Here is an 11961-nt window from a genome sequence, read left to right as displayed (position 1 = left end):
ACTTTGTTGCGAATACTCGGGGCAGATGGCCCTTCGAAGGGCGCGCCTCGATCTGCCGGCCGGGCCGAAGCGCTCCATTAATCGGAGCCGGCGCGGATTGTCAAGGAAGCCGCCGGGCCCAGCTCGCCCCGGCGGAGCGGAGGTTGGCCGGGGGACCTTTCTCTAGCTGGGGGCCTTCTTCAGTTCGTGCCAGAAGGCCACGCTGGCGGCCACGGCGGCGAAGACCAGCAGCGGCGTGCTGCTGGCGACCAGCGGCGGCAGCATGCCCACCTCGCCCATGGCAAGGGTGATGCCGTTGAAAATGAAGAAGGAAAAGCCGATGACGATGCCGCCCAGCAGAAGAAACTCGATACGGCCGGCGCGCTGCGACTGCTGCGCAAGGGTGACGCTCAGAAACAGCATGAGAAAGGGAACCAGGCAGTTGCTCAGCTTGGTGTAGAGCCAGGTCTCGTAGAGGTAGGGGGCCCAGGTGCCCTGGCCGTCGCCGTCGGTGAAGTGAAGGATCTGCCCGAGGGAGAGATTGCGCGGATGCACCAGCACGTGCTGCAGGCTCTCCACATCCAGATCGACCGGCCAGTTGCGCCGGGCCTCGTGGCGCACCGGCCCGCCGGCGACGCGGCGCTCGGTGATGTCGCGAAGCTCCCAGTTGCCGTCCCGGTAGCGTGCTTCGCCGACATCCAGGCGCGCCTGGAGATTGCCATTTGCGTCCCGCTCGAAGAGGGTGAAGTTGCGCAGGCCCTGGGGGTCGATGTTGGTCTGGGGAATGCGCAGAATATCGCTTCCGACGTGGATCCAGGTGACGGCCGTCGCACCCTTGCGGTCCCGGCCGCCGACATCGTCGACGACACCCCAGTCGCTGAGCGCCTCGACACTGCCCGGCACGACCCGGTCGTCGATGACGAACTGCAGGCCGCCCAGAATGATTGCCAGGGGGATCAGGCGGCGCACGAGTCCGAACTGCGACACACCGGAGTTCCAGATCGCCGCCAGTTCCCCGTGCCGGATGAGAAAGGTAAGGGTCAGGAGGCCGGCCAGGAGGGCGGCGATCTTGATGAGATCGGAGATGATTGTGGGCGAGCGCAGCAGGATATAGCGCGTGAGCGAGGCCAGCGCGTTGTCGCCGTCGGCCATGACGCTGTTGGCGTTGACCATCAAATCGAGGCCCATCATGAACGCCCCCATGCCGAAGAGCAGCAGCAGGAAGCGGACAAAGAGCAGCCGCGTCAGGTATTGGGACAGCAGACTCATTTCGGGGCCGGCCTCGCGCCGCCCTCGGGCCGCGCCCTGGGTTGCCGCATCGCCGCGTCCAGGGCCTTCAGCGGCGAGGGCAGACCGCTGCCCTGTCCGACGAGATAGGCGCTGCGGTAGAAGAGATAGGAACTGCCGGCCGCCAGGACCAGGAAGGGCAGCCACTGGCCAAGGAGGGCGGGCACCTGATCGATGGACGCCAGTGACTTGCCGATGCTGAGAAGCTGATTGTAGCCGACCAGGATCAGCAGGCCCGCGGCGATGCCATAGGCCTGGTGCACGCGCCGGGCGCCGATGGCGAAGGGCACGGCCAGGAAGGGCAGGAAGAGCACCGACAGCGTGCGCACCAGGCGGTCATGGAACTCCGCAAGCATCTGGTCCGTCGTCACGCCGGGCGGCGGCGTCGCGCGATAGCGCCAAAGCTCCAGCAGAGTGAGCTCGCGCTCATCCTCGCCGCGCGGTCTGAAGGCGTCCTGGCCCACAAGATCGATGGGGTTGCGGAAGTTGCCGAACTGCAACACACCGAAGTCCGGGGGTTTTTCGCCGCCTTCGATGGCCGCCGGCAGGTCGACTTCCATACGCACGCCGTTCAGCAGGAAGAGGGTCGAGCGCTCGCCCTTGGGCGCCAGGTCCAGGTTGCCGCGCTGTGCCGACATGGCAACGGCCTGTCCCTCCTTATTCTCCTCGTAGATGAACACACCGCCGAACTCGCGGCTGCCGCGGTGAAAGCGCTCGGCCATGAAGGTCACGCCGTTCACCTCCATGAAGGTGCGTTCCTGCAGGTAGACGTTGATCGAGGCCTCGCCGATGTCGTGGACCAGCGCACGGTAGATGTAGCGGGCATAGGGCTGGCCGATGCTGAAGTTGACCGCGGAGATCACGGTGAGCGCCAGCGCCAGCAGCAGCACCGGCTGCAGCAGACGCGGCAGCCCGACCCCGGCAGAGCCCAGGGCATCGAGTTCGTGGTTCTGATGCAGGCGGCTAAAGGCCAGCAGAACGCCGAGAAAGAACGCGACCGGCAGGGCCAGGGCCATGTAGTGCGGCACCAGATAGGCCAGCATCTCCAGCAGCACCGTCAGGCCGCCGTGGGAATCCAGCACCAGGTCCAGAAGCCGCAGCATCCGCTCGGTGAGCAGCACCAGCAGCGCCAGCGCCACGGTGGCCAGCAGCGGCGCCATGGTCTGTCGCAGGATGTAGCCGCTGATGGTTGACATCGTCCCCCCGCCCGGGTGCTTGCGCCAGGTGCTACCGGCCGTGACCGGGCCTTAAACCGGCCCGGACGGCCAGGCGGCCTTCAATGCGGTGCCCAGGCTCGCCAGTGCGGCGCTGTCCGGATGAACGCCCGCCGTCAGGTCCGGAACCGCCGGCCATCCCTTGTCGGGAAAGGCCGTGCCGTCGAAGACCTGCTCGCTTTCATAGCGGGGTAAGACGTGAAAATGCACGTCCTTGTCAACCATCATGAGCATAACGTAGTTGATTTTCTGGTAGGTCCGAAAGGCGCTGAGCCCTGCCTCGATATCCCCGATGACCTGCTGCAGCTCGCTGAAAGCCTGGGGGCTGACCTCGCCGAAGGCCTGGGCGGGGTCCTTGCAGACCAGCACCAGCGCGCCCAGCGTCGCCTGGTGAGGCCGCAGCAGAACGACCCAGCGGCGGTAGTCGCGGATCAGCGTGTCCGGGTAGCCGAACTTGGTCATGGTGTCGTTGGGCTTGCTTGACAAAGTCACGATGGCGTCTTACCTCGCTGAGGCTGGTCTCAATAGGCCCTAGGCAGGGATGCGGTCTGCGTTGCGCTCGTAACACCGGATGCAGCCGTTACTGGTGATCCCCTGTTGAACTCCGAAGGAATGATCGATGTCAGCGCTTAGCTCTCGCTTGGTGAGCCCGGGCCGCAGGTTTCTGACGGCGACCGCCGCGGCGGCAGCAGTCTCGGCGATGGTGCTCTTCGCGGCTCTGCCTGGCAAGGCCGCTGAGGAACCCGGCGACTGCGCCGCCGAAGGCCTCGGTTTGATCGAGGTCACGGTCGAAAATGTGCGGAATTCCAAGGGGCTGATAACGGCGGTCCTCTATGCCGACAATCCGGAGACGTTCCTGAAAAAGGGCGCGCGGCTGGACCGCGTGCGGGTCGAGGCGCAGGAGGGCGAGACGCTGCTCTGCCTCGAGGCACCGGCCGCCGGCCGCTACTCGGTGGCACTCTATCACGATGAGAACGGCAACAAGAAATTCGACCGGGATTTCATCGGCATCCCCTCGGAAGGCTACGGCTTTTCCAACAATCCGGGGTTCCGCTTCGGCAAGCCGGACCAGGAAGAGACGCTGTTCAGCGTCAAGCAGGGCCCGACGAGCCTGCGGGTCTCGATCCTTTATCTTCAGGGAGATGGCTCTCCGGCCCGCCGGACATCGCGAGGCGATCAGTCCTGACCTCGTGAAAGCCGCCGCGCGCCGGGTCGAAACCGCGCGCCGTCACCTGGACCGACCAGCCCCCCCCATCGCGCGCAACGGCATAGGTCTGGTAGTGCGCCAGGGGCTTCTTCCGGCTTTCCCGCGCGGCGGAGGCGGAGGGCACGCCGAACACCGGCACCGGCCCCGCGGCGGCCGCGATACGGTCTTCGCCGAAGGTGTGGTCATGGCCATGCAGCACGAGTTCGGCGCCCTCTTCGGCGATCACCCGACGGAACGCCGCGGCGTCCACCAGGCGCTTGCGCCAGGCGATGCCCTCCAGGCTCGGCGGATGATGCAACAGGACGACGCGGAACCAACCCTCTTCGCCCAGTTCCCGCAGCAGGCGGCGCAGGCGGTCCAGTTGTGCCTCGCCGAGGGTGCCGTAAGCGCAGAACAGCGGCGTCGGCTGTGCGGAACTGAGACCGAGGATGGCAAGCGGCCCGCGAAAGCGCAGGAAGGGAAAGTCCTCCGGGCCCGCCGGCGGGCTCGCCGCGCCATCGGCTTCCGTCTCGCTGGTCATGAAGGCCTGCCAGTGGGCCAGGGACGCCTCCCAGGGCACTGCCACATAGGCGTCGTGATTGCCGGGGATCACGCTCACCGCATCGGCGGGGCCGAGGCCGTGGAGCCATGCCCCGACCTGGGTAAACTCCTCGGCCAGGGCGATGTTGGTGAGATCGCCGGTGATCACCAGGTGATCGGCTTCCTGGGCCGCCAGATCCTCCGCAAGTGCCGCCAGTACCGCCGGGCTGTGCACGTTGCGGCGCCGGCGCTGCCAGGAGAGGTAGCCGAAAAACCGCTTGTTCAGGATCTCCGCCGGGCGGACCGGCGGCAGCGGCCCGAGGTGCGGGTCGGAGATGTGGGCGAGCAGGAACATCTTGGTTTGGTTGGGCTTTCTCGGTGGTTCAGAAGGGGTTCAACGGGAGTTCAGAAAGGGCACAAAGGTTGACGTTTCGGGAGGAACATGTGATCAAGACGCACCGCCGGAGAAAGCCAACCACTCGTACCTGGGGATCCGTAGTCCATTGAAAGCACTGATTATCGGCGCCGGTCAAGGCAGGCGCCTGCTCCCTCTGACTGAGGTGGAGCCCAAGGCTCTGCTGGATATCGGCGGCAAGTCCCTTCTGGAGTGGCAGGTCGATGCGCTGGCCGAGCGCGGCGTGGCGGAGATCGTGTTTCTCGCCGGCTTCAACCTGCCGGCCGTGGAACGCAGCCTGGAGCGTCTGGGCCGGCGCTGGCCCCAGACGCAGTTCAGGGCCGTCTACAATCCCTTTTACGGTGTCGCCGACAACCTCGCCACCTGTTGGATGGCGCGCGCGGAGATGCAGGGCGACTTCCTGCTGCTGAACAGCGATACCCTGTTCAGCCCGCCGGTCCTGCATACGCTCCTGGACAGCGCGCCGGCGCCCATCAGCCTGGCGGTCGACCACAAGTCCCGCTACGACGACGACGACATGAAGGTCGAACTGGACGGCAGCCGCCTGTTGGACATCGGCAAGACCCTGCCGGGCGAGCGGGTCCACGGCGAGTCCATCGGCATGCTGCTGTTCCGCGGCGAGGGGCCGGCACGCTTCGTCGCTGCCCTTGAGGCGGCGATGCTGGAGCCGGCGGCCCTCAAGCAATGGTATCTCTCGGTGATCGCCGCCCTGGCGCGCGAAACGCCGGTGCAGGCCGTGACCATCAGCGGCCACGCGTGGTGCGAGATCGACTATCCCGTCGATATCAAGAAGGCCCGCCAGATGGTGGCCGGCTGGCACAGCGCGCCGCAGGACGCGGTCGCCTCAACCGGGACCTCCTGAACCGGCTTCCCGCGCCAGGATCTCTTCCACCAGCGCCAGATCCTCCGGCTTGTCCACGTCGATGGCCGCCTCGGCAAAGGGCATCTTGACGGCGGCGACCGTCAGGCCCAGGCGTTGCGATATCCGCGCCAGCGCTTGGTCCAACGTCAGCCGACGCAGCAGATAGTTCAGCAGCAGGGCCGGGCCGAAGACGGCGGCGATACGCCAGGGCCGCTTGCGCTGCTGCTCCGCCCGTTTCCAGAGGTCCACGGCGGCGGTTGCCGTGGGGGTCATCAGGGTGAAGAGGTTGCTGCCGGAATAGCGTTCGTCCCGGAACGACAAATAGGTCCGCTTGGATTGGGGATAGCGGCGCAGCAGCAGGGCCGAACCGGTCACCCCGACGGCCAGATCGAGGTCGGCGCCGGCGCTGGCGGCGCAGATGTGGTCCACCATCGCCGGGCTCAGCAGCGCATGGTCCGCGGTGGCGATGAGCAGGGGAAAGGGGTCGTCCAGGCCCTCCAGGGCGGCCAGAACGCTGCGGCTCGGGCTCTCCGCCGTGGCCAGCGCGGTGAGCCGCCGCTGGTCGATCAGGGCCTGAAAGCCGGGGATCTGCGCCGCCAGGGCGGGGTCGTTGAGAGAGAGGGCGATGCGGCCGATCCAGGGGCTGGCCGCCAGGGCCGCCACGACCCGCGCGACCATCGGTTCGCCGCCCACCTCGACCAGGCACTTGTGGGTGACGCCGGCAGCGCGGCAGAGCGGGTCCTCGGGCCCGCGGTCGCCGGCCAGCACCAGCGCAGTGAAGCGCCCTTCATCAGGGGAAGGGCCGGTCATCCGCCGAGGTCCCGCGCGTAGACACGATAGGTCTTGTAGGCGTCCGCGCCGAGCTGTTCGAGCATGCGGCGCATGGGCAGGTTGTCTTCCAGAATCCAGGAAAGCTCGACCCATTCCACGCCCATCTGTTTCTGGGTGCGGCGGATGGCGTCGATCACCGCAAAGGCGAGGGCGGCCCCCAGCATGCTGCCGTGAAACTCCCGCAGCACCCCCATCAGCGGCACCCGCGCGGAGGCGGTGGTGCGGACTTTCAGCCGCCACAGCAGCTTGGCCCAGCCGAAGGGCAGCAGCCGGCCGTCCAGATCGGCGATGGCCTCGTTGACGTTGGGCAGGCCGATGGCCATGGCCACCGGGCGGCTGGCCAACTCGGCAATGGCGATGGTCTGCGGCCGCACGATAGGCTTCAGGTCCCGGGCCATGGCCCGCAGTTCGGCGGCGGACATCGGCAGGAAGCCCCAGTTCTCCGACCAGGCATCGTTGAAGATGCCCATGATGCTCGCGAGATCGTCCTCATAGCGGCCCATGTCCAGGGAGCGGATGGTGAGCCCCTCCACCGCCGTCGCCTTCTCCAGGAAGCGCACGACCCCGGCGGGCAGGTCCTGCTCCGCGCCATAGCGATAGCAGATCAGATCCTTGACCTTGGCGTAGCCCGCGGCCTCCAGCCGCGTTGCGTAGTAGGGCTGGGCGTGGCCCATCATCAGCGCCGGCGGGTGCGCGAAACCCTCCACCAGCAGGCCGGACTCCTCGTTGATCGAGAGGCTGAACGGTCCCACCGCGCGGCGCATCCCCTGTTCGCGCAGCCAGCACTCGGCCGTGGTCAGCAGCGCCGCGAAGGTCTCCGCCCGGTCTTCGCCTTCCAGCAGGCCGAAGTGGCCGGTGGCATCCTGATAGCGGGCGAGATGGGCCCGGTTGACCTGGGCGGAGATGCGGCCGACGGGCCGTCCGTCCCTGAAGGCGAGCCAGAGACGCACATCGGCCGTCTCGAAGATCGGGTTCTTGCGCGGGTTCAGAAAGTCCCGGCGCTCCTGCAGCAGCGGCGGCACCCAGGCCGGGTCGTCTCCGTAGAGCGCCCAGGGCAGGCGGATGAAGGTTTCGCGTTCCGCCGCGGTCTCCACCGCCTTGACGACCACCGAGGCATCGCAGCTCGGGTGATCGATGGTCTGCGCGGCCCGCGGCGAGGCCTTGGAGGATTGGGTCATGCCGGCCGACGCATCACGTGACCAGGGCCGCGGCGGTCATCCGGCCGAAGAGGAGGAAGACGGCCCCCGCTGCGCGCGGCGCGTCATTCCCTTCGGACGCGCCGGGGGACCGGGCTGCCGTCGGCGGCGAGGCCGGACAGCAGCGCGACCCAGGGAAAGCGCGCCGTCTCCGCCCCGGTGTAGCCCAGGTTGAAGACCGTCTCGCTGCGCGGAAACTGCTTGGCATCGGGATAGAAGGTGCCGAACACCCGGTCCCAGAAGAAGTTGGTGATGCCGTAGTTGCCCTGCTCGCTGTGGAAGTGATGGGCCAGATGATGGCGCTTGATGCGCCGCAGAAAGGCCCACTTCGGCGTGAAGGGCAGGTGCTGGATGCAGTGGCAGAACTCGTAGAAGCAGGTGGTGACGATGCCGGTGGTCGCCGCCGCCGCCGCCGCCGTGGGTCCGCCGATCAGCCATCCCAGGGGAATGGTGACGGCCAGGATGGTCGGCAGCGTCGTCGACAGGGCCCCGAAGAGAACGCCCAGATCGTGGGGGTCCTGGTGATGGTCGAAGTGGATGCGCTTCCACAAGGCCGCGGTCTGCGGATAGCGATAGAGCCAGCGCCCGTGCAGCACGAAGCGGTGCAGCAGGTACCAGACCACGGGGTAGATGAGGATCGTCGCGGCGACCGCCACAGCCAGCGCCGAGGCACTGGTACCCCAGGCGGTCAGGCCCTGGATCACCACAGCTAGACCCACAAGGCTCAACAGGCCGTAGGCCTGAATGGCCGGATAGGTCACGTAAGCCCAGACCAGCTCCCGCAGGGTCATCTTGTCGAGAAAGTACTTCCTGTCGGACCAGGGCGTTCTGCCGAACAGCGCCATCGTCTGCCTTTTCAGCGTTTCCGGAGTCGGCCCAAACCTAAGAGTTCGCAGGCGAAGAATCAACGCCGAGCCGACCCCCATCAAAGCGTTCTAAACCCAGGAGATTCGGGTGCCCGGCTTGTGCTTGTTGAGGAACTGGCGCAGGCGTCCGCCCCAGCCGCCGGCCAGTGCCTCGCGGCCGATGACGCCCAGATCGGCATCGAGCCGATAGACCAGCGGCACCGCGGTGGCGATGCGAAAGGCCGCCGCCGCCTCGCCGTCCAGCCCTTCGAGTTCACGCACCAAGCCGCGGATGCTGCTGGTGTGGGCGGCCACCAGCACCTTCTGTCCCTGGCGCAGGCGCGGTGCCAGGCTCTCGTGCCACCAGGGCGCCACGCGCGCGGCCGCCTGCTGCAGGCTTTCGCTGCGCGGTAGGAGTTGGGGTTCGACCTCGGCATAGAGCGGGTCCGCGGCGGGCAGCCGCGGGTCGCCCTCGGCCAGGGCCGGCGGTTCGGCGGTGAAGCTGCGGCGCCACTGCGCGACCTGCGCGTTGCCGTACTGCAGCGCCATCTTGGCCCGATTCTGACCCTGCAGCGCCCCGTAGTGGCGCTCGTTCAGCCGCCAGGTCCGCTCCACCGGCAGCGCCTCTTCGCCCATGACCGCCAGCATGATGGCCAGGGTCTCGGCGGCGCGGCTGAGGTAGGAGGTGCAGCAAAGGTCGAAGCCGAGGCCCGCTGTCGCGAGGGCGCGGCCGGCGGCCCGCGCTTCGGCGCGTCCGCCCGTGCTGAGCGGCGCGTCGGCCCAACCCGCAAAGCGGTTCTGGCCCGACCATTCCGTCTTGCCGTGGCGCACCAGGACCAGCGTAGGCATAGATTCCCTTGATTTGCTTTGGACAACCGGCCGTCAGTGGGTGCTTTACCCCCGTGGCCGGGGGATATAAACCCTAGAGCGGCCCCTCGGCAATCGCCCGGTCAGCGGCGTGCCGAAGGAGCGGCCTTCGTAGCCCGAGGTGAGCAATTCTTCCAGCCGCGATGTCTGTTGTCTCCATTCCCGCCTCCGAACCGTGCCAGCCGGCCGTTCAAGAGACCGCCGATCAAGACACTGCCGCGGCGCCGGCGCCGCGGGTCTGGCTGCTGCTGGACGACCGGCCCGGGCATGTGACCCAGGTCGTCGGGCTGGCCGAGGCTCTGGGCTGGCCCTATGAGCGCAAGACCCTCGCGTTCACCCGGCTCAACCGCATCAGCAACCGGCTGCTGGGCGCCAGCCGCCTGTCGCTGGACACGGCGCGCTCTGCGGAACTGGCGCCGCCCTGGCCGGATCTGGTGATCGCCATGGGCCGGCGCACGGCGCCCATCGCCCGGTGGGTCAAGCGCCGGAGCGGCGGCCACACGCGCCTCGTCCAGCTCGGCCGCAAGGCGGCCAACGTTGCCGACGGCTTCGATCTGGCGGTCACCTGCACGCACTTTCAGTTGCCGGACCACCCGAAACGCCTGCAGGTGCTGCTGCCGCCGACCCAGGTGACGGCGGCGCGGCTCGACGCGGCGGCAGCGCGCTGGCCGGACCTCTTCGACGGGGCGGCCCGTCCGCGCGTTGCCCTGCTGGTGGGAGGCACAACGGCGCACCACAAACTGTCGGCGGAGACGGCGGGGCGCATGGCCGCTGCCTTGCAGGGCTTCGCCGAAGGCCTCGGCGGGTCGCTCACCTGCGTGACCAGCCGGCGCAGCAGGGCGGCGGTGGAAGAGGCGCTGCGCCAGGGCGCGCCGCACGCTGCGCTGCACTGCTGGCGCCCGGACCAACAGGAGAATCCCTATCTCGGTTACCTGGCCCAGGCGGATGTCCTGGTGGTGACCGGCGAAAGCGAGTCCATGCTGGCGGAGGCCGCGGCGGCGGCGAAGCCGCTTTTCATCTACCCGGTTCCGGCGCGCCGCAGGTCTTTGCGCGCCCGGTTCGCGGGCTGGGTGCTGGCCGCAAGCCGCCGTGGCGGAGGCCTGGGCGGGATCTGCGAGCGCCTCATTCAAGGCGGCTGGGTGGTGCCGCCGCGCGATCTGGATCTCATGCACCGCGGCATGATCGAGGCCGGCATCGCGCAGCCCTTCGCCGAGGGCGGCGCGCCGAAGCAGCCGGCCCCGCTGCCGGACCTCTCCCTGCTGGCCGCCCGCGTCCGCCGTCTTGTGGAGCAGAGCGCGCCGTGACCTCGGTCGATCACGCCGCCTCCGGCGGGTTCCTGACACGCTGCGGGCAGGTCGCCTTCTCCGGCGAACGCACGCTGTGGCTGCACGGCGCCCGGCGCCAGGACTTCGAGGCGGCCCGGCCGCTGGTCGAGGGCCTGCGGGACCGCTTCGCGCGGCTCGACTTCCTCTTCACCGCCGCCGACCCGGGCCTGCGCGGCTGGCTGACCGAGACCTTTCCGGGCGCCGTGGTGCTGCCGCCGCCCTTCCGCCTCGGCTATTGCGCCAGCCGCTATCTGGTGAACCTCAACGTCCGCGGGCTGCTGCTGCTGGGGCCCTTCGACCCGCGTGACCGTTTCATTTCGACCGCCGCCCATGGGCGCGCCACACCGGTGGTGGTGATGCAATCCGATGGTGTCGACGACGCAGAGCGTCCAACCGATCTTGAGGCCCTCGGAAGCGATCTCCCGAAGCTTCAGCATTGCTTTGTGGCCGGCGAGGCCCGGCAGCGGTACCTGACGTCCGCCGGGTTGCCGGCGGAGCGGGTGACCCGCCTGTCGGACGAGGCCGAGGCGCGGCGCGACCAGTTGCTGACGGTGGTCGCACCGCTGCTGGGGCGCGACCTCAAGCTCATGCGCAGCACCCAGCGGCCGCTGCGGCGGCGACTGGAGCGGCTGGCTCTGGCCTGCATGGACCGGCCGCGGCTGCGCCGCTGGCTGTCGGTCAAGGTGGAGCGCTTCGATACCATCGAGGCCCTGCGCGAAACCCTGGGCAACCCGACCACCATCCTCTGCCTCGGCAACGGCCCGTCGTCGGAGGGTCCGGAGGTCGCGGCGGTGCGCCACGATTGCCTGTTCCGGGTCAACCATGTCTGGCTGGAGCGCGGTTTCCTGACCGCCCCGGATATGGTCTTTACCGGCTCCAAGGCCTCGCTCTCCGCGGTCAAAGGGTCGATCTTCGGCCTGCAGACCGTCAAGTCGGAGGCCCGCTTGCTGGCCACCCGTGTTCTGCAGCCGCATTTCCGCCGCATCCGCTATGCCACCATCGAACGCTTCGACCTCTACCTCTCGGAACCCCGCTGGGAGGGCATCCGCCCCACCAACGGGGCGGCCATGCTGGCGACGGCGGTGGCCTTACAGCCGCCGCGGCTAGTGATCTCCGGGATCGACCTCTTCAGCCATCCCGCCGGCAGCTATCCCGGCGACACCGCCACGCCCAACGCCTATTCGCCGGGCCACGACGCGGACTCTGAGCTGGCGCTGCTGTTGGAGGCCCTCAGCCTCTACAAAGGCGAACTGATCATCCTCAGCGATGCCCTGAAGGCGCGCTGGGAGGAACATCAGAGCGCTTTGACGGCGCGCCGGGACGCGGCAGGCTGAAATGCGGGCGCCGCGCCTGCGCAGCCCCAGGGCCAACTGCGCCTTGCCTGCCGGGCCCGTCTGTTTTAATGGTGTGGGCC

12 protein-coding genes are annotated in these 11961 nt (G+C 68.3%); 4 read left to right on the top strand and 8 right to left on the bottom strand.

The genetic code is table 11. The features are described from left to right. Positions 1–162: 162 nt before the first annotated feature. The 3 genes from Q0996_RS08505 to Q0996_RS08495 are packed head-to-tail and all read right to left on the bottom strand — an operon-like array spanning position 163 to position 2972. Positions 163–1248, bottom strand: coding sequence for an LptF/LptG family permease (locus tag Q0996_RS08505; RefSeq protein ID WP_299617650.1), 1086 nt, complete (start codon positions 1246–1248; stop codon positions 163–165). Beyond that, on the bottom strand, positions 1245–2462 hold the full coding sequence (locus Q0996_RS08500; protein ID WP_299617648.1) for an LptF/LptG family permease: 1218 nt from the start codon (positions 2460–2462) through the stop codon (positions 1245–1247). The genes Q0996_RS08505 and Q0996_RS08500 overlap by 4 nt, the downstream gene beginning before the upstream one ends. Positions 2463–2513: 51 nt before the next feature. Continuing rightward, positions 2514–2972 (bottom strand): HIT family protein, encoded by a 459-nt coding sequence (locus tag Q0996_RS08495; protein WP_299617646.1) that lies wholly within the window; start codon positions 2970–2972, stop codon positions 2514–2516. A 127-nt stretch (positions 2973–3099) separates the two neighbouring features. Here Q0996_RS08495 and Q0996_RS08490 point away from each other — a divergent pair, with 127 nt between their 5' ends. Beyond that, complete coding sequence (locus Q0996_RS08490) at positions 3100–3666, top strand: DUF2141 domain-containing protein (RefSeq protein WP_299617644.1); 567 nt, start codon at positions 3100–3102, stop codon at positions 3664–3666. On the opposite strand, the gene Q0996_RS08485 is transcribed toward Q0996_RS08490, so the two are convergent. Beyond that, positions 3572–4561: a metallophosphoesterase gene (locus Q0996_RS08485; RefSeq protein ID WP_299617642.1), complete on the bottom strand. Its 990-nt coding sequence runs from the start codon at positions 4559–4561 to the stop codon at positions 3572–3574. The two genes, Q0996_RS08490 and Q0996_RS08485, sit on opposite strands and share 95 nt — an antisense overlap. Before the next feature lie 148 nt (positions 4562–4709). Here Q0996_RS08485 and Q0996_RS08480 point away from each other — a divergent pair, with 148 nt between their 5' ends. Beyond that, positions 4710–5483, top strand: coding sequence for a phosphocholine cytidylyltransferase family protein (locus Q0996_RS08480; RefSeq protein WP_299617640.1), 774 nt, complete (start codon positions 4710–4712; stop codon positions 5481–5483). Here the strand turns inward: Q0996_RS08480 and Q0996_RS08475 are convergent. The 4 genes from Q0996_RS08475 to Q0996_RS08460 form a co-directional block, all read right to left on the bottom strand. Continuing rightward, positions 5466–6293: an NTP transferase domain-containing protein gene (locus Q0996_RS08475; protein ID WP_299617638.1), complete on the bottom strand. Its 828-nt coding sequence runs from the start codon at positions 6291–6293 to the stop codon at positions 5466–5468. The genes Q0996_RS08480 and Q0996_RS08475 overlap by 18 nt on opposite strands. Beyond that, on the bottom strand, positions 6290–7492 hold the full coding sequence (locus tag Q0996_RS08470) for a dATP pyrophosphohydrolase (protein ID WP_299617636.1): 1203 nt from the start codon (positions 7490–7492) through the stop codon (positions 6290–6292). The genes Q0996_RS08475 and Q0996_RS08470 overlap by 4 nt, the downstream gene beginning before the upstream one ends. 83 nt (positions 7493–7575) lie before the next feature. Further along, positions 7576–8355: a sterol desaturase family protein gene (locus Q0996_RS08465; protein WP_299617634.1), complete on the bottom strand. Its 780-nt coding sequence runs from the start codon at positions 8353–8355 to the stop codon at positions 7576–7578. Positions 8356–8445: 90 nt separating this feature from the next. Beyond that, the gene (locus Q0996_RS08460) at positions 8446–9204 is read right to left on the bottom strand and encodes a 2,3-diphosphoglycerate-dependent phosphoglycerate mutase (protein ID WP_299617632.1); all 759 of its coding nucleotides are present in this window, start codon (positions 9202–9204) and stop codon (positions 8446–8448) included. Between the two features lie 161 nt (positions 9205–9365). On the opposite strand from Q0996_RS08460, the gene Q0996_RS08455 reads away from it, so the two are divergent. Both Q0996_RS08455 and Q0996_RS08450 read left to right on the top strand, forming a co-directional pair. Next, positions 9366–10526, top strand: a complete 1161-nt coding sequence (locus tag Q0996_RS08455) for a mitochondrial fission ELM1 family protein (RefSeq protein ID WP_299617630.1) — start codon at positions 9366–9368, stop codon at positions 10524–10526. After that, positions 10523–11881, top strand: coding sequence for a hypothetical protein (locus Q0996_RS08450; protein WP_299617628.1), 1359 nt, complete (start codon positions 10523–10525; stop codon positions 11879–11881). The genes Q0996_RS08455 and Q0996_RS08450 overlap by 4 nt, the downstream gene beginning before the upstream one ends. Positions 11882–11961: the final 80 nt, after the last annotated feature.

The sequence above is a fragment of the Pelagibius sp. genome, from assembly GCF_028289705.1.
Taxonomy (GTDB): domain Bacteria; phylum Pseudomonadota; class Alphaproteobacteria; order Kiloniellales; family Kiloniellaceae; genus Pelagibius.
The sequence above is the reverse complement of the archived record's forward strand: the minus strand, read 5'-3'. Positions and strand labels throughout refer to the sequence as shown.